This is a genomic window from Bacteroides sp. 14(A), from assembly GCF_000526555.1.
Classification (GTDB): domain Bacteria; phylum Bacteroidota; class Bacteroidia; order Bacteroidales; family Bacteroidaceae; genus Bacteroides; species Bacteroides cellulosilyticus.
The window spans coordinates 1-16534 of sequence record NZ_JAGH01000007.1 but is presented as its reverse complement, the minus strand read 5'-3'; the positions used below and the strand labels follow the sequence as shown (position 1 = coordinate 16534).

General features: G+C 38.5%; 22 protein-coding genes and 3 pseudogenes. 20 read left to right on the top strand and 5 right to left on the bottom strand.

Features of this window, described 5'->3' with window-relative positions; translation table 11 throughout:
- Positions 1 to 24: 24 nt before the first annotated feature.
- The 14 genes from K429_RS0128320 to K429_RS0128255 all read left to right on the top strand — a co-directional run bounded on the left by K429_RS0128320 (position 25) and on the right by K429_RS0128255 (position 8103).
- Positions 25 to 441: a hypothetical protein gene (locus K429_RS0128320; RefSeq protein ID WP_029328183.1), complete on the top strand. Its 417-nt coding sequence runs from the start codon at positions 25 to 27 to the stop codon at positions 439 to 441.
- Positions 442 to 623: 182 nt separating this feature from the next.
- Positions 624 to 1559 (top strand): hypothetical protein, encoded by a 936-nt coding sequence (locus K429_RS31120; RefSeq protein WP_029328921.1) that lies wholly within the window; start codon positions 624 to 626, stop codon positions 1557 to 1559.
- 920 nt (positions 1560 to 2479) lie between these two features.
- Positions 2480 to 2788: a hypothetical protein gene (locus K429_RS30765; RefSeq protein ID WP_197031259.1), complete on the top strand. Its 309-nt coding sequence runs from the start codon at positions 2480 to 2482 to the stop codon at positions 2786 to 2788.
- Complete coding sequence (locus K429_RS30570) at positions 2745 to 3164, top strand: hypothetical protein (protein WP_029328920.1); 420 nt, start codon at positions 2745 to 2747, stop codon at positions 3162 to 3164. Before K429_RS30765 ends, K429_RS30570 begins: the two co-directional genes overlap by 44 nt.
- Before the next feature lie 41 nt (positions 3165 to 3205).
- On the top strand, positions 3206 to 3430 hold the full coding sequence (locus K429_RS30565; RefSeq protein WP_155923503.1) for a hypothetical protein: 225 nt from the start codon (positions 3206 to 3208) through the stop codon (positions 3428 to 3430).
- 168 nt (positions 3431 to 3598) lie between these two features.
- Positions 3599 to 3835 (top strand): hypothetical protein, encoded by a 237-nt coding sequence (locus K429_RS0128295; protein ID WP_029328918.1) that lies wholly within the window; start codon positions 3599 to 3601, stop codon positions 3833 to 3835.
- Between the two features lie 308 nt (positions 3836 to 4143).
- Entirely contained in the window at positions 4144 to 4398 is a 255-nt protein-coding gene (locus K429_RS0128290; protein WP_155923501.1) for a hypothetical protein, read from the top strand.
- A 17-nt stretch (positions 4399 to 4415) separates the two neighbouring features.
- Positions 4416 to 4607, top strand: coding sequence for a hypothetical protein (locus K429_RS30560; RefSeq protein WP_155923500.1), 192 nt, complete (start codon positions 4416 to 4418; stop codon positions 4605 to 4607).
- 137 nt (positions 4608 to 4744) lie between these two features.
- Positions 4745 to 5014 (top strand): hypothetical protein, encoded by a 270-nt coding sequence (locus tag K429_RS0128285; protein WP_155923499.1) that lies wholly within the window; start codon positions 4745 to 4747, stop codon positions 5012 to 5014.
- A gap of 159 nt (positions 5015 to 5173) precedes the next feature.
- The gene (locus K429_RS0128280) at positions 5174 to 5719 is read left to right on the top strand and encodes a hypothetical protein (protein WP_029328915.1); all 546 of its coding nucleotides are present in this window, start codon (positions 5174 to 5176) and stop codon (positions 5717 to 5719) included.
- Positions 5691 to 6008 (top strand): hypothetical protein, encoded by a 318-nt coding sequence (locus K429_RS0128275; protein WP_029328914.1) that lies wholly within the window; start codon positions 5691 to 5693, stop codon positions 6006 to 6008. Before K429_RS0128280 ends, K429_RS0128275 begins: the two co-directional genes overlap by 29 nt.
- A 141-nt stretch (positions 6009 to 6149) precedes the next feature.
- Positions 6150 to 6632, top strand: coding sequence for a hypothetical protein (locus tag K429_RS0128270; protein ID WP_029328913.1), 483 nt, complete (start codon positions 6150 to 6152; stop codon positions 6630 to 6632).
- A 383-nt stretch (positions 6633 to 7015) separates the two neighbouring features.
- On the top strand, positions 7016 to 7522 hold the full coding sequence (locus K429_RS0128260) for a hypothetical protein (protein ID WP_029328190.1): 507 nt from the start codon (positions 7016 to 7018) through the stop codon (positions 7520 to 7522).
- Between the two features lie 62 nt (positions 7523 to 7584).
- Positions 7585 to 8103 (top strand): hypothetical protein, encoded by a 519-nt coding sequence (locus tag K429_RS0128255; protein ID WP_029328191.1) that lies wholly within the window; start codon positions 7585 to 7587, stop codon positions 8101 to 8103.
- A gap of 16 nt (positions 8104 to 8119) precedes the next feature.
- On the opposite strand, the gene K429_RS0128250 is transcribed toward K429_RS0128255, so the two are convergent.
- Positions 8120 to 8614 carry a hypothetical protein gene (locus K429_RS0128250; protein WP_029328192.1) on the bottom strand — a complete coding sequence of 165 codons (495 nt, stop codon included), beginning with the start codon at positions 8612 to 8614 and terminating at the stop codon, positions 8120 to 8122.
- A gap of 79 nt (positions 8615 to 8693) precedes the next feature.
- Positions 8694 to 9188 carry a hypothetical protein gene (locus tag K429_RS0128245; RefSeq protein ID WP_029328189.1) on the bottom strand — a complete coding sequence of 165 codons (495 nt, stop codon included), beginning with the start codon at positions 9186 to 9188 and terminating at the stop codon, positions 8694 to 8696.
- Between the two features lie 112 nt (positions 9189 to 9300).
- Here K429_RS0128245 and K429_RS0128240 point away from each other — a divergent pair, with 112 nt between their 5' ends.
- Positions 9301 to 9879 (top strand): hypothetical protein, encoded by a 579-nt coding sequence (locus K429_RS0128240; protein WP_029328193.1) that lies wholly within the window; start codon positions 9301 to 9303, stop codon positions 9877 to 9879.
- A 269-nt stretch (positions 9880 to 10148) separates the two neighbouring features.
- Here K429_RS0128240 and K429_RS30555 read toward each other — a convergent pair whose 3' ends face one another.
- Positions 10149 to 10319, bottom strand: coding sequence for a hypothetical protein (locus K429_RS30555; protein WP_155923497.1), 171 nt, complete (start codon positions 10317 to 10319; stop codon positions 10149 to 10151).
- Between the two features lie 76 nt (positions 10320 to 10395).
- Between K429_RS30555 and K429_RS29315 the strand changes: the two are divergent.
- The 5 genes and pseudogenes from K429_RS29315 to K429_RS31115 all read left to right on the top strand — a co-directional run bounded on the left by K429_RS29315 (position 10396) and on the right by K429_RS31115 (position 13176).
- Positions 10396 to 11017: pseudogene (locus K429_RS29315) on the top strand (master DNA invertase Mpi family serine-type recombinase).
- 176 nt (positions 11018 to 11193) lie between these two features.
- A complete protein-coding gene (locus K429_RS0128225) occupies positions 11194 to 11646 on the top strand; it encodes a phage holin family protein (protein WP_029328197.1) in 453 nt (150 codons plus the stop codon).
- Positions 11643 to 12138 (top strand): annotated as a pseudogene (locus tag K429_RS29310) (N-acetylmuramoyl-L-alanine amidase). The gene K429_RS0128225 and the pseudogene K429_RS29310 overlap by 4 nt, the downstream one beginning before the upstream one ends.
- Positions 12135 to 12589, top strand: a pseudogene (locus K429_RS29305) (DUF6808 domain-containing protein). Before K429_RS29310 ends, K429_RS29305 begins: the two co-directional pseudogenes overlap by 4 nt.
- 266 nt (positions 12590 to 12855) lie before the next feature.
- Complete coding sequence (locus K429_RS31115) at positions 12856 to 13176, top strand: SocA family protein (protein ID WP_231501928.1); 321 nt, start codon at positions 12856 to 12858, stop codon at positions 13174 to 13176.
- Positions 13177 to 15164: 1988 nt separating this feature from the next.
- Here K429_RS31115 and K429_RS0128190 read toward each other — a convergent pair.
- Both K429_RS0128190 and K429_RS30760 read right to left on the bottom strand, forming a co-directional pair.
- On the bottom strand, positions 15165 to 15689 hold the full coding sequence (locus K429_RS0128190; RefSeq protein ID WP_029328909.1) for a hypothetical protein: 525 nt from the start codon (positions 15687 to 15689) through the stop codon (positions 15165 to 15167).
- Positions 15690 to 16225: 536 nt separating this feature from the next.
- A partial coding sequence (locus K429_RS30760) for a hypothetical protein (protein WP_044097291.1) occupies positions 16226 to 16534 on the bottom strand: 309 nt, incomplete at its 5' end.

Sequence of the window (16534 nt, the reverse complement as noted above, 5' to 3'; positions counted from 1 at the left end):
TTATAAGTTATGGCAGATTTACTAATGAATGAGCTGTTAATCAACAACAAGGATGCTTACACAACATGGGGTGTAAGAATGGGAGAGGGGTTTCTTGATGTAATTGGGGCAGCCGTCCCCATGAAAGACTTTATTGAGAATAAAAGCCGACTTGAACATGGGAAACGGGTAATAATCAATAATCCTAAGGTTGATGAGCGGGAAATAACTCTTTCGTTCACTATCGAGGGTAATTCTCAGTCAGATTATCAAGCAAAGAAGAAAGCTTTCTTTGATGAACTGTATAAAGGTGCGGTTGATATTCAAGTCCCAACCAATAGTAGCGAGGTTTACCATCTTATTTATACTGGCAAGAGTGTCACTTATGCTCAGAGCTTAGATAGGACTTTTGGTAAGATTTCAAGTAAATTTTCGGAGCCGAATCCGGCAAATAGAACTTAATTTGTGACCTTATTTCTAATGTCACAACAGGAAGCCCTAAAAGTTAGGGCTTCTTTCTTTTATTTCCGACCTTTGAGGTATGATAGATATCAAAAGACATATCCAGTGCCATTCTTCTTTCAACCCCTCCCAACGAAGGTTGCAAGCGGAAGCTTACGCTCCAAAAAGAGGATTACATACTTTTGAAATTCTCTTTGGAGAATCCCATATACTTCAAGCTCGGAACTTACGTTGAATGCGACTTTGGACTATTTGAAGTGTGCGATTTGCAGAGTCCTACCTTCAATACCGATAACGCAGGCTATGATTATGAACTAAGACTTGATGCTCACTACTGGAAATGGAAAAATAAAATCTTCAAATATACCCCGGAGACATCTGGGCAGGAAGCGTCCTGGAGTCTGACTGCTCCACTCAACGTACAAGCAAGTATAGTCCTGAGAAACTTGAAAGCTCTTGGTTATACTTACAAAGGACAGGATTTTGATTTTTCCATTGACAGTACGGTCGAGAACAAGTCTCTGTTAATGACTTATGATAACACCAATATCTTAGATGCCTGTTTTGAAATGGCGAAGAAATGGGATTGCGAGTGCTGGATGACAGACAATATTATCCACTTCGGTAAATGCGAGTTTGGCGACTACGTGAATATGGAAATCGCTAAGAACGTGGGGGAAATGTCACGCTCCGAATCCCAGTCAACCTATGCCACCCGTATCTATACTTTCGGCTCGACAAGGAACATTCCTGCCAACTACCGTCCCGTTGACGAAGCGGTGGTGGTAAATGGTGTGGTGCAAAAAAGATTGATGCTACCCGAAGGAACTCCGTACATAGATGCTTATCCGAAAATGAGTACAGAGGAAGCTATCGAGCAAGTGGTTATCTTCGATGAAGTCTATCCCCGGAGAGTTGGAACTATGTCGGACATCACTACCAAGGAATATACCGAAACCATTGAGAATGCTGATGGAACGACTACCGAAAAGAAGTGGGACGCTTACCGTTTCAAGGACACAGGGATAACTTTCTCCAAAGATTATATCCTCCCCGGTGAGGAATTGACAATCATCTTCCAGTCGGGTAAATTGAACGGTATGGTGGTTTCGCTGTAACCTTTGATCCCGACGGTAAGGATGAACAGCTTTGGGAAATTGTCCGAAACGAGGATTACGGTCGCCCGTTACCCGATGAGGTGCCTCATCCCCGAAGACGGCGATACCTACGTTTTTGTCAGGTTGGGATTCAACCAAAATAACAGAAATTAGGACTTGTATCCGCTGCCGAACGGGAACTGAAGGAAGAGGCTGAAAAGTACATTGCCAAATCTAAGATAGACCCGAACACCTACAACTGCACGATGATGTCCGATAACGCATACAGCGAGGATGGAATGCATAATCTCTACGGTATCGGTCAAAGGGTGAACCTCATAAACAAAGCCTATTTTCGAAAAACGGAAGGCTGTCGAGGGGTTATCGGGTTTCGAATTCAACCTTGATAAGCCTTATGATTCCCCCGTATATACTGTCGGGGAAACTGCTGCCTATTCCCGCATCGGGGAACTAGAGGACAAGGTTGGGAAAAATCTCACTCTCAAAGGACAGGGTTTATTACAGGTTGGAAGCGGTAGTGGTGTAATATGTTGATAAGAAGGAATGACTCCACTCCTGCAACTGACAGCAATGTGTTCTCGGCATTGCGTTCGTTATCAATGTTTCTTCGTAAAGATAAACTAGATTTCACTAATTACCTATTGAGGTTATTAGGAGGACTAGAGGTTGGCGAAGCCATAGACTCACTAACTGCGGGCAAGGGCATAATCGCGGATAATAAAGGGAGGATACCAGGCTGACCGCATGGAGTTGCGGTCATCGCTGACCGTTTTTGGAGATAATTTTTTAATCGCCTTTCAGCTATGGAAAGTGATTATTCATTTTTCCGAATCTGGCACGATTGAGAGTGTCGAACTATTAGAAGATGGTACCTATCGTTTTACCGCTTCGTAAACGTTTGGGAGAATGATTTCACAGCCTTGGACGAGAATGATGTAGTTTTACGGCATGGTGGAATAATCTTGCTTCAGGTACCGGAGATTACTATACTTCCTGGCTGCGTGTCCTTAAACGTGAATACAGTATCTAATACCATCACTGCGGTCATGTATCCGGACGATGAAGTTCCAGGAGGCAAAAACTACCCGCCGGAGCCGCTAATGATATTATCTCATCGTGGTAATCCGGTGAACGAAGATCGTCAGGCATATTGGTACCTATCTTCCCGTGAGAAAGTGTATCTGTATGCTCGATGGAGTAACGAAAACCTATACTGGAAAAGAGAATAACTATGCCATCATTATAGGCAAGTTAAAGCAGTTGTCACTATTTGACAACCTGCCTATAAACTACCGACATAGCTATATCTATTGTCGTGGTATCGCTATACAGGACTTATTGCGTATAGACTATCAGGGTACACCAGTTCGTTCTGAGAATAATCGGGGTCCGTGGTCATCTGAGGATGCTGTGAACAATCCCTATCAGTCTACAGACACAGTTTATGATGCGGTCTATCATGTCGGCTGTAAATGGATGTGTCTGTCTACCGGCACACTTCAAGAACCCAAATGGAATGCAACCGACTGGGCGCAGATTGAAGGTAACTCAGAACTAACCCTTGAATTCTCATCCAGTAACGGTTATAACTTCTTTTGCCGGTAAGGTCAATGCGGAATTTACCCCTATTGTCTATTGGGGCTATAATGATATCTCTGCGGATGTGTTTGCCCGGTGACTGGTCATGGACTCGTGATAGTGGTCAGGTGACGGAAGATAATGCCTGGTCGGTCGCTCACGCCAATAACGGGCGGGTACTGCACCTGACAAACGAGGACATGCCTTCCAATTGGGGTGCTACAAGAAAAGTGAAATTCACCTGTACGGCATACGTCCGTGACGGTATTGAGAGTATTAAATATCGAAAATAGCATAATTGTATGAAAATTAAAACCGCGGTTTCAACCGCAGCCGGTCAGAACCAGTTTATACGCCTCTGAAGGCGAGTTTTTGTATTGTAATAGATGGTGGAGGTAGTAAGACACAGTTTTATTACACGAATGCTAACACCTTCATCCCGAATCGAAACCATTACCCCGATGAAGCTAAAGGCATTCCTCAGTATTGTCGATCCGGATAAGATTATCAGTAATGGGGATAAAAGTAGTCAGCTGACTGTCACCTGGTATGAAAACAGTGAGAGCACTCAGATTACCTCGGAGAATAGCAATTATACACTGAATGCTGACGGAACATTGCTTGTGAAGAAGAATGTTTCGCCAACTACTCCTGTGCAGATTCTTTGCCGGGCTTACCTATGTGGATTCCAGAAATAAAAACACGTTGGTATATACCGATACATTCACTCTGAACTCTATACAGAAGAGTGATGACCAGCTTTCATTGAGTGTTAACCAACCTGCCCAAGATAACCTATAATCCTTTGAAGGATAACCAATACATAGATATCACTTGCTGTATTGAAAATGGGCAGCGAGACGGTAGCGGATGCCAATGTAGCATATTGGTGGTACAAAGTCGAGAACGGAGAGGAAAACCCTTATCAACTCTTCTGACCTGAATATTGAATATGTATCCGGTCAGGGTACCAAATACTTTGCGTATTGATGCTGACAATACATATATGAGCGTTATCCGCTGCCGCGCGGCGGCTTATTATACCGGAACCAAGCCGTCAGCTCCTACGGATGATACTTTGATGGCTGAGACGGCCATAGTTTATAAGATTCCTCCGATTAAGGCATTTGTCTATAGTCCGAATGGCAATACCATTCGTCAGGGAATGGCCAACATGACTTTTTATGTGAAGATACTGACGAATAAAGAGGAGCTGACAACGGACCAGATCAATAAATACTTTTTTTGTGAAGTGGTTTAAGAAGTCGTCTGCTGCGGGTGCGACTGCTACGGAAAATCGGACACGGTAGTTCGATATCGGTTACAGCCGGCAGCTTACGCCTGAGTGGTGGCCTGCAGATGTCTGTTTATCCTGAAGTCTACGAGATAGGCCCTTATACGGTGCTTACTACCAAGAGTGGTGATCCCATCCGTACAGGCGCCAATGAAGTAATAATAGCCAGAGGCTAACAATTTAATTTATATGGGTATGAGAGAAATGAAGTATTTAAAAGTGTCCGCCGATATCGCCCCGTCGTGCCGGTGTGATTGATGTCCGCCATCGGACTGCTGACGGGGAGTTTATCATTAACGAAAGTGATCTGCGCATGGTCAGGTTCGAGCCGGAAGAATATGTGAAAGGCATTGCCGGGCAGGTTCTTACTGAACAGGAAGCCGCCAAGCTAATCGAAGCCGGTGGAAATAAAATTGGAGAGGAGGTACAGAATGAAAACAATAGTGAATTACCTGCTGAGGATTTTCTTTGCCGGTTCAGGACAGTGATAAAGAACCTGTGGCGGAAGATAACTCAATTAACGGAGAGGAGGTACAGGATGAGTGATGTTGCGGGTTCTTTTTTATATCGGTATGATTATTGATGGTGATAGTGCACAGGGGAATATTCGATCTACGAAGCCGCTTGTACAGATGTATTCAGAAGGATACGGGTAAGTGCGTACCGGACTGGAGTGTAGCGGCTAATCAACCTATCATCTATCCGGTCATGCGCTCAGGCAATGAGAATGTGATCAAGTCGATTGTTTTCTGGTTCCGAGAAATGGTATTATAACAATACACTTATAACATTCAACGCTTCCGGGTTAGCTACCGCTCCGGCTGCCGTAGCCGGTAAGATGCAAACCACTACTTACAATAATGGCTCCGTGAATGTACCGGCTCTGAAGATCGTAGGAAATCTTGCTTCCGCTTCTAACATGGATGCAGATACTATCCGCATGGATGGTGAGATTGAGGCTTCCGGGCATAATCTTGGCTACACTTCTGAGATACCTCTTGCCATCTCAGAATTTAGTAATTCTGCCTATTACGGTTTCCTTTATCCTTCCGATGGTGGTATTATTGATGGTGATACAGCTACCGTTAAAGTGGATCAGGAACTCTATAAAGGCGGTTCATTAGTTCCCCAAAGTAACTACTCCCTGAAATGGTATAAGATGCCTTCCACCACAGCATGGTCAACCGCTAACAGTGTTTCATTAGTGGCTGATGATATCGATTCCAAGCTAAGTATAAGAGCTGAATTTATTATCAGTGGTGAGGTGGTTTGCTATTGCAATCGGTGAAGTGAGTGATGAAACTGATCCGTTATTCTTGGCTGTTAATTTCAGTGGGCCTACGTTTCTTACCAGCAGCGGTGCTACCAGTGAGGTAACTGCGACATATAAGGTTAAGAAGACTGGTACAGGTGAAGAAGTAACCGGCTTTACATTCAAGACTACTTTTACGAAAGCTGACGGTACCGCTTTTACTCCGGCCAATGCGCCTACCACAACCGGATGTAAACTTACCTATACCGATGTGAAGGGTGCAGGGGGTAATATTACCGGCTATGTACAAGGAACTAAATCTTAAATCTTATGGCAAAAGAAACAGATAGTAGCATCAACCTTTAATGTTACAGCAGCTCCTGAGGATGGTGCAAAAGGTTCTCGTGGCCAGCTTCCTTATCCGGCAGGTGAATACGACTTACATACGGATTATATATGTACGGATATGGTCGCCCCTTATGTACTATATAATGGTATCTATTATGTGATGAATCAGATTACCACCTGGATCGGTCATGGTGTTCCATCAAATATTAATAATCCTCAAAAGGATTATGCAGTCAATGGCACCAAAGCCACTTGGATACCTTTTGAAAGTTATAAGGCTATTTATGTAGAAATATTGATGGCTAACTTCGCAAAATTGGCGAGTGCTGTCTTTTCAGGAGATTATATGTTCTCACAACAAGGTGTTGATGCTGACGGTAATTCGACTTCGAATTATAAAGAGTTCTATATGGGAACTTTTACTCCTAATCTTCTTCTGGATTTTGCCATTGGTTTGTTTAAGGGTAATAATGTCGAAGTGAATGGAGGTGTTTTCAAGAATATCCGCTCTCCAAACAATAGTTTCAAAATAAAAGGAAAAACGGTGATATTGAAATCGTTGGTCGTATCGAAACTTCGTTTAACGGTAAGCGTGTTGTAATTGATCCTGAAACAAATTCCATCAAAATGTATAATCAGTCCGAGCAGGAGGTTCTGACTATGTCATTCATGGATTCAGAATGGAACGGAGAGATAACAAGTATACCAAGGCTACGTATGCAAAGGATTATGTCTTCTGGTGTCGTAACAGCTTTAGCCGACGTTTCTCCCGGATCAATAGCTCTTAGGGCTAAGGGAATAGATGTCTTTTATGATATGACGATAAGTCCTATATCTGGGATTACTTTTTTAAGAGATGGGGTAGTTACAAAAAGTTATCCCACTTCTTAATTGGAATAAAATTAAACAAAACGAGATTAAAAATTAAATGTTGAATTTGGGCGTTTTTTGATATAATTTAGACGTCCGTTAAAACTGAATGGTATGAAAGAGAATGAATTGAATAATGGTACAGCTACTAAGGTGCGAGGAATAGACGCTAATGGCAACAGTATAGTGACCACCCCTAAAGAAATTGCAAAGTCAGGAGGATGCGGTACATTCTCTATGGCAGGTGCTCTTAATGGCAAGTGGTATAGAATCGCTATAAGTCGTAGATGTTATATGGCAAGCTCAGTATTGCTCAATGTAGGAAGTCGATATACGAATAATGCTCCTTGTTCCCAATTATTCTACATTGCGTTAGATGGCTACAGCAAATTGCAGAACGTTGTTCAATTAGGAGTCTCCAGTAAATGTATTAGTAAAGTGCGATTACTATACAAAAGTTCGACTACAGAAAATGGAATGCTTGACATTTATATCTGTTCGAATGGAAAGAACGATATAGACTTTGCTTACAGCAATAATATTGGATTTACTTTTCAGACACCGGTAGAAGTTTCAGAAGAACCGGATGCGGAATACTATGTCAAAGAATTTACATTCTAAAAAGTGGAAGCTTAAATATCCCCTAATTGCTTCATACCTATCGTCCGTTAAAAGTGAATGGTATGAAATTAAATGAAAGTACACAGGTAAATAGTATCAATAGTGAATATATCGCCTTAATAGATCCTAATGGTAATCCAGTACGTATAAATAGAGCTGACCTTGCTGAAGTAATTAGGTTGGTAATGTCTGAAGCTACAAAGGAACAAAAGGGATTGGCATCCGTTGACCTGTTTAAACGAAGTATGCAATATTATTTAGCAGAAAAATATATTCACCTATGTAACTTAACGGTTTATTATGCTAATTGCCAGTTTCTTATAGCAAGCGGTAGTCCTCTAGGAAAGTTACCTCTTGGAATGATATCTTGTCGAAAGGGTTACTTACCGGAATTAATCAATGTACAAGGGGCTAATACAACTTTTAGATTGTATTACAGAGACGTAAATGAGACACGGGAAGTATGGGGATATGAATCGAGTTCCGGTGGATCGCTCAATTTATCTGTTATTGATAATCATGGGGGAATAATTAAGTTGGAAACGAATAATGAAGTCCCTGAGGGATTGATTAAAGTATAGGGGCATTGTGCCCCTATTAATTAATCTCTATATATCCTTCTGGCACATCCTTTTGATATACGTTTTTTATAAGGGCATTTCGATCTTGTCTGCCAAGAATAGAGACATAAATTGAATTAGAATATGAAGCTGTTTTTACCCATATATCTATCGAAGTATCGTTTTTGACATAACCAATACTCAAAGTACCTATTATGCTATTCTTGCTGGCCTTTACCGTCTCTCTATGGCATACCAGCGATAAGTATAATAAACTATTAGGCACAGTGTATGCGTTACCTCCGATTATTTCCAAAACAATATTATCAAGGTTGCCTTCTGTACTGCCAGATAGGGTCATTGTTGCGATCTTGCAGTAATATGACTCAGCATAAGTACCATATAGCTGCTTCAGTTGCAGACAACTGGTATTGTCTACAATTTGCTGAGGACTTGTCACAATACTATTGCCGTTTGTATCTAAGCCTCGCACCTTTATTGCAACACCGCTGGCTATCTCGTTCTCTTTCATACCTATTCACTTTTAACGGACGACAGAATGGATAATATTCCAGAGGCAGATGTAAGATGAAAGTATGTAATAAAAATCTTTACCATATAGGCTGTATTGCATCTTCCGGTGGTGTTTCAATAATCATCGGAAATTCTGCATTACCATGTAAGATGGTTATACATGATGCCTTACTACTAACGCAGGAATCTTTGGCCCATATGGATATTGTTCCATTCTCATTTCTGTATTTTACATTGGGATTATACAATTCACCGGCTTTCCCTATAAGTTGCTTAAAATCAGAATGCATGATCTGATCATCATAATTAACTGCATATCCCACAATTATACTTGCCGGTTGATTAGTATAACATATCATATTTAACAGAAACGAGCAATTCATACCACGCTTTATTTCCATTATTTTGAGCCATCGGGCACCAGTTCCAAAAGGAAAGAAAATCCGTTTAAACATTCCTATGCTTTCTAATGCAGTCATTAACTCACTTGGAGTTGACACTATACTATTACCATTAGCGTCTATTCCTCGTATCTTGGTAGGTACACCACTACTTAACTCATTTTCCTTCATACCATATACTTTTAACGGACATACAAATTCATGTATTTTTACTCTGAATTATGCCGACAGTTTTGAGGGTAAAATTCAGTGATAAAAATACGTCCGTTAAAAGTGAATAGGTATGGGAAAATTAAACGAAACCACCCAAGTGAACACTATAGGCAGCGAGTTTGTGCTACTTACAGATAGTAATGGGCTACCGGTACGAATCAGCAAGAATAATCTTGCCGAAGCCATTCGTAATGTAATGAGCGAAGCTACAACTGAGAAAAATGGACTAAAACCCGCCAATGAAGTGAGAATGGAAAAGAGATTGAGTGCTTCCAATTCATTGATAATATTCGAACCTGAGGTTTCTACAAATCCAAAATCCACAAGCCTCTTAATATCCGTAGCCGCATCTGGTGGAGGTGTCATGAGTCATTATCTAATGTCCATTAATAGGGCCTCTGAGAGTCTGAAAAGACCTACTATAGTTTTAAACCGTATAGGCGGGTCTTCTTCCTCTAATGTCCCCAAATTTAAGTTATGGGCTGACGAAAATACTGGAGCTTTTAAAGTTATATTGGAACGAATACAGTATACCGTTGGCGTGTATGCTAAAATTCTAAATACTTTCCAATCTTCCTCGGATGGTATTTCTTTTACTGCTGCCAATCAGGATGAAGTTGATGCTGCAACGTATATTGACGTTACATAATTATAGGGGCATAATGCCCCTATAAATAGTTTGTAATTTGCATTACGAATACATTCGTATTGTTTCCCCTTGTATTTTTCAAAAATATAGTTCCGTTAAGTATCTTCTTACTCAGAACTATTTTACCTGTAGAATTAAAGTCGGAAGAAAATATATAATCATCATATCCGAGTATTGCAGCTCCAGGTCTTGCACCAATAACGAATAAGCCTGTTGAGCCTAAATCTCCTGACCTTACTATATATAATCCGTAATGGGAGACTTTTAAATCATATTCTTCGTCTGGAGCTAATGTAAACCTGCCAAGAAGGAAACATCAGACTTTTTATAGCCTTAGATAAATCTGATTTATTAATCAGTAAAGGATTACCGGAGGCATCCAGTAAGGTGATATACTCATTATTGATAGTATTCACCTTTGTCGCTTCATTCAGTTTCATATCCTATTCACTTTTAACGGACGTTTGATTCATTGTTTGTTTACCCTGTATGATATCACTATCTTCACAGGCAAAAATGATTTACGCATACATTCGAATCTCAACCGATAAACAGATTAAAGAGAATCAGCGTTTCGAGATTGAAAAATTCGCAGAATCGAAAGGTTTAAAAAATAGATTTATGGGTATCAGAACAGGTGACGGGAACCAAGTCTGCGAAAGAACGTCGTCTTGGTCCACTACTTAGGAAAATGAAGAAAGGGGATACTTTGGTTATCTCTGAAATCAGCCGCTTGGGTAGAAACTTGATGAGTATTATGTCGATGCTCAATCTTTGCATGACGAAGGAAACCTTTGTGTTGACTGTAAAAGAGAAGTATGAGCTTGGTAATAATATCAACAGTCAGGTACTCGCTTTTGCTTTCGGACTGTCAGCTCAGATCGAACGCGACCTAATTAGCCAACGAACTAAAGAAGCACTGGCCTGGCGTAAAGCTTCCGGAAAGAAGTTAGGCCGGCAAGCTGGTGAAAAAAACACTCACTATAAGCTTGATAAGAAAGCGGAACTTATTGATAAGATGCTTGCTGAAGGAAAGTCAAAGGCTGCTATCTGCCGCAAACTTAAATGCCACTTGGTAACCCTTAATAATCATCTTATAAGAATGGAGGAAAAGTCTTGTAAATTAGAAGATAATTAGTACCTTTGCGATATACGATTATGCCCATTGACAGCCCGTATTAGGTGTTGTTGATGGGCTTTTTGTTTAATAAATCCCGTCCTACTTTCACAAGCTGGATCGGGATTTTGTAGTTTAATAACTACTGTGAGTGATGCAAAATTAGTATTAATATTTATATTTCAAAAGTGACAAAAATGGAAGAAATTTGGAATTTTCTACACTCTTTAGACTTGACTAATTTCTACCGGCATATTGGTGTTACATTGATGTGCTGGCTGGTAATGTTTATCTCTGTATTGATCGACATGTGGGATGGTGTGCAGACTGCTCGTGTCTTGAAAGAGCCAATCAACAGCAAAGGTTTCCGCAGGACCTTTGCCAAAGCTGGTGACTATTGGCGTATGATGTTATTTGGGTTGATGTTTGATACGCTTGGCTTACTATTCACTTGGTACATTTTACCATATATGACAATTATCATCACAGTTGGAGTTTTGATTATTGAGTTTCGGAGCGTATGGGAACATAATAAGAGAAAGCGGAGCCATGCGGCAGAGTTGCCTGGTGTGATAGCCAATATCGTAAAGTGTGCATCGGAGAAGGATGCTTTAGAATTAATTGAAAAAATAAAGGAGGTACAGAAATGAGAACAATTGATGCAATTATCATCCATTGCTCGGCCACACGTGCCGGGCAGGACCTACGGGCCAAAGACATTGATCAGATGCACCGGGCGCGTGGTTTTAATCAGATTGGTTATAACTTTGTGATTGACCTTGATGGGACTGTGGAGACTGGACGCCCTCTCTCTGTCGACGGGGCGCATTGTAATACTAAAGGATTCTCGAATGTGTCATACAACAAACATTCGGTTGGTATCTGTTATATTGGGTGGTCTGGATGCAAACGGGAAACCAACCGATACCCGGACGCCTGAACAAAAGGCCGCACTTCGAGAACTGGTTGCCAAACTTTGTAAGGAATACCAGATTATTGAGCTTCTTGGTCACCGGGACACTTCGCCAGACCTTGATGGTAGCGGCGAAGTTGAGCTAGCAGAGTATATTAAGGCGTGTCCTTGCTTTGATGTACGTAGTGAGTTCTCTAACTTTCTCCGTAATGTAGTTGTACGGCCATGAAAAAGTTGCCTTGGATATTAGTTATATTGCTGGCAGTGGTTTGTGTGGTTGCCTGGTTCCGCCCGCAAGAGCCTCTCCCGGTAGAAATACGTACCGAGACAAAGGTAAATACGGTAGTCCAGATCGAGACCTTACTTATTTCGCCACCTATGGCCCCTTAGTGGTCTTCCGGTTAACAGATACTATGCGTATCGGCGACACTGTTGTTCATCGTGAGCAGGCTTATTACGAGGATAGTCTTTACCGGGCATGGGTGAGCGGATATCGGCCGAGGTTAGATAGTTTGCAGATATTTCCGAAGACTGTATATCAGACGGTGACGAATGATATATACCACACCGTCAAAGTGAAAGATAAGCGTAGATGGGGATTGGGACTACAGGTTGGTTATGGCTATCCCAGAGGATTTTATATAGGTACTGGAGTAAGCTATAATTTATGGCAATGGTAGATTCAAGTATGTATGTTTAATAGTTGCCGATGTTAGTATTTGCTTAAGAATGTTAACAAAAAAATAGAACAAGAAAGAATAATTGCTTTATTTGCAAACTAAAACTATAGTATAAGCATTACAATAACGAACTAATACAGTCTTTATTATGGATAAAATATTTGCCTTTGATTATATGTTGTCTCTCTTTGAACAATGGTATAAAGAAGAGGGTAAAGAATTCATGAATTTTCAGAAACTGTTCAAAGTTATCCGTACTCAAACTTTTGTTTTTAACTGCCGCACCAAAGAGGGAAGGAGCAAGTGATTTATTAGATGTTTTTAATAATTTTCATGCATTGCCTTATGGGCCAGTAGAGAGTGATATATATAATGCTATTCAAGATAAAAGATTACCATCTTATATTGTAACAGAAAGATCTGTTGTTAAAAAGGAAAATGCGATATTACCTTATAAAATAGAAGATTACACTCGGATAAAGGATGCTGTTGATACCTTAAAAGAGAAAAATAAATATCTTATATTATTAAATGCTTTTCTTTGGTGGAGATTACACATAAATGGGAAAGTTGGAGACAATCCATAGCTTTTGCTAGGTTAATGGAAATGTCAAGTTACAAAATGACTATAGAATCGATTAGGAACGATAGGAATAAATACTTTGAATAAATAAAGGATGAGTTTTATATTAGAGCAATGTTATAATCAATTCATAGAGGAGTTCCCAGAATCTTGGCTTCCCAATAGTAGCGAGGAGGAATCTGTCTTTTTTGATAAAGTGCTCAAATTGAATTTTTTTTTGAGACATGTTTTATACTGTTAAGTAGGTCAATTATTAGTGGGGAATATATTAATGTTCCTAATTTCCTTGATGTATTAAATAACTTTCTAGCCAAGGACGACAGTGGAATATGCTCCTCCATCACTTTCGGAGTCTGGAAGTGAAAGGGTTGACAGGTTACTATCACGATATAGAGATTTGAATTACTCAATCTATAATGCATTGCAACATTATAATTATTTTGTAACAATTTCGAAAAATAAATTTAATACTGAGGGAAACCAATACAAATATGGTTTCTACAAATTGAAAAATATTAAGTCGACCGACAAAATTCTTAAATTATTTTCAGAGATAACAATTCCTTTATGTTTGTTTGATTACCGGTTTCCCCATTGGTGAAGATGAATTTCATAATCTCCTTATAAGTAGAGATAGATTGAAGGAATGCATCTCTGAAGGTAGCTCTGAAAGAAGGTCTGTTTTTAGCTGTATTGCTCCACAAATGCCATTTTATAATATACAATATTAAAGAATCTCCTTTTTATATTAATACTGAATCAAGTGCTATATGCATAAATCCTAAAGATTTAGATGTTGGGTATTATGATGGATTTATTGCAAAAGAATGTGATTCTGAATCAAAAGCAAATGAACTTTTGGAGGATATTAGTGGGATAAATCCTGAACTAAAATCATTTGTTTTGTTGATGAAATACTATAAACAGAATCTTGCTAACAAGTCTGATATTGTTAAGATGGACTTTGTTCTTGGAAAGTTTTCGGATATTTATCAGATAAAACGAAATTCGAGAGAGTTTATAAATCCTGGCAATTTGATAGAAGAATATAATAAATTTTCATTAAATTCGGTGCTGAATTTTTTGCATAATTGCCGTTTTTCGTTTTATACACAAAAATGTGAACCTAGTCTAAAGGCAAATAAAAGAAGAACTTAGACATATAGAGAATATACAAGCAAAAAACAGGAGTGGAAAAATTTTCATCCATATGAAAAAGGCTATAGAAGCTATCCACTAAATGTATTTGAACTTCACATAGAAAAAGAAGATTTTGATGATAGGTTAATAGAAGATAAACTTGAAGAACTTAGTCGCGTGATTATTTTATATAGAGAATCTTATGAGTGGAGTCGATCTCATCAGTTTTTTCCCTTTTCAATTGCCATTTGAAGAGTCTATGTATTGTGTAGATAATGGATCTATTAAATTGTTTGTACCTTCGGCTTATGCGAAGTATATTTGACTATAACACATTGAAAGAACGGTTGGAACAATTTAATAGAACGAAAGAGTATTTAAGGTTCCGTTGTGATTTGTCAATAGAAAGAAAAGAATAACTCAAATAAAAAAATGATATTAAAACTTCTGATAAGAAAGCTTATGATTTAATAGCGATCTTTACAAGCTGCTATCACTTTCCTCTTTGGTATTGTGAATATTTTTATAAATAATACAGCTTTGAATTTGTATCAATTAATAGCTAATACGATTGGCTTTGGAATATTGTTATTACTTTTTGCATCTTCTATATTTTTCATTTCGCCATTGTTAATTCAGAGGATAAATTGGCGGTCAATATTTAAAAACTGGTCGTTGCATAGCTGGCATAGTTTTAATAGCCATATATGTTATATTGGTTTTTTACTTTATCAAAAACTAGTCAATCAGTAATAGATAAGATTGGGCAAACGGAAACTGTAGTAGACTCATTACATCGTGAATCGAAGTTTGAAGTACAACAAATCAAGGCAGCCGAATAAGCTGCCTTTTTCATGTAGTACCCGATAAACAACCTGCCACAGCCTTAAATACAGCTTTACCAGCCTCGGACGCTATAGCTTTAAAGAATGATGTGACACATTTCTCTCCAAACTCAAAGCTTGATTTTCTACTTTTAGCAAGAATTTCACTTATTCGATTTAAGATTTGTTGTTTAGTCTCTTTGGAAATTGATCTTATTGTATTTGTTATACTTTTTCTGATATCTTTGTAGTCTATTTCTTCTAAATCAGATTTGTTTTCTTCTAGTAAGGTATCCGTTTCTTTTAGGAAAGAGACCAAAAACCTTTGTTGGCTTATATTGAATGGAATTGAATTAGCGTCTTCGTCAATTAATTGTATTTTATTAAATTCATCTTTAATCTCTTTGTTATAAGCATTGAGTATTGGATCATCCAAGATAGATTCTCTATGGTAAAATTCTATTCGCTTACACCAACTGGTTAAATAATCGGATAATTGTTGCTCGTTTAATAAAAATGAATGTATCCCTATTGTATCATCTAATGGAGACAACTCTATTTTGTTTTTAAATCCACTTGATGTGTTTTCTCTGTTTTTTTATGTAAAATAGAAATTCAAATCTTCATTATCTATGATATGTAGTAAGGCGTTATCTCTGTCTTTAAACGCAATAATATTACGATATTTTTCAACAATAGGTTCTATAGCATTAACCACAACTATTGGGAGTCTTCTTTTAATATTTTTTGCTCATGTTCATTATAATTTCTTTATACCATTGCAAATATAAGTTTTTAATTGAAAAATGAACATTGTTAGGTTAAATTAAATTTAATGGCTTATTGAAAAGTCAGCCGAATACACTATGGATATAAGAGTCTATGTGAATATCAATGACATTAAATAGCACTATCCGGATGCATTCTATAATCCGGCTATTGACCGATTTTATCGTTTGAAGGCATTTGTGAAAAAGACAGCAGATTAGTGCTGTCTTTTCTTTTTTATCTAAGTGAAATAGTGGCAATTCGATTAAATATTATCTTTGTGTTCTTTAAGGTTGAGATTTTCTCCACTTGATAACAAGATTAACGAATATATCTAACAAAAATGCAATCATCGCTCCTAAAATAATAGCATTTATGAATGCCTCGCGATCTCCCTTTATTTTTTACGTTAATATCTTCAGCTTGAACTATGATACCTCTATTATCTATAACTTCTTTTATTTTTTGCTGGGAAGAATACATAATACTTCCAGAGGTAATCATGTCTGGCTCTGGAAATATATATTGATATTTTAATGGTTTGGTCATTCTAACATCTTTTCCATTTCTTGCAAAATCTCCGAACTTAATAAGTATGTTGGTATTGGAATAGTCATAATTTCTGTAATC

Coding starts and splice junctions, on each gene's coding strand:
- K429_RS0128295 (WP_029328918.1), top strand. CDS start 3,599: ATGAAGCTAAAGGCATTCCTCAGTATTGTCGATCCGGATAAGATTATC.
- K429_RS0128290 (WP_155923501.1), top strand. CDS start 4,144: ATGAGCGTTATCCGCTGCCGCGCGGCGGCTTATTATACCGGAACCAAG.
- K429_RS0128270 (WP_029328913.1), top strand. CDS start 6,150: ATGGTCGCCCCTTATGTACTATATAATGGTATCTATTATGTGATGAAT.
- K429_RS30570 (WP_029328920.1), top strand. CDS start 2,745: ATGCTCGATGGAGTAACGAAAACCTATACTGGAAAAGAGAATAACTAT.
- K429_RS0128225 (WP_029328197.1), top strand. CDS start 11,194: ATGGAAGAAATTTGGAATTTTCTACACTCTTTAGACTTGACTAATTTC.
- K429_RS0128285 (WP_155923499.1), top strand. CDS start 4,745: ATGGTCAGGTTCGAGCCGGAAGAATATGTGAAAGGCATTGCCGGGCAG.
- K429_RS0128250 (WP_029328192.1), bottom strand. CDS start 8,614: ATGAAAGAGAACGAGATAGCCAGCGGTGTTGCAATAAAGGTGCGAGGC.
- K429_RS0128320 (WP_029328183.1), top strand. CDS start 25: ATGAATGAGCTGTTAATCAACAACAAGGATGCTTACACAACATGGGGT.
- K429_RS30555 (WP_155923497.1), bottom strand. CDS start 10,319: ATGAAACTGAATGAAGCGACAAAGGTGAATACTATCAATAATGAGTAT.
- K429_RS0128260 (WP_029328190.1), top strand. CDS start 7,016: ATGAAAGAGAATGAATTGAATAATGGTACAGCTACTAAGGTGCGAGGA.
- K429_RS0128255 (WP_029328191.1), top strand. CDS start 7,585: ATGAAATTAAATGAAAGTACACAGGTAAATAGTATCAATAGTGAATAT.
- K429_RS30565 (WP_155923503.1), top strand. CDS start 3,206: ATGATATCTCTGCGGATGTGTTTGCCCGGTGACTGGTCATGGACTCGT.
- K429_RS0128240 (WP_029328193.1), top strand. CDS start 9,301: ATGGGAAAATTAAACGAAACCACCCAAGTGAACACTATAGGCAGCGAG.
- K429_RS0128245 (WP_029328189.1), bottom strand. CDS start 9,188: ATGAAGGAAAATGAGTTAAGTAGTGGTGTACCTACCAAGATACGAGGA.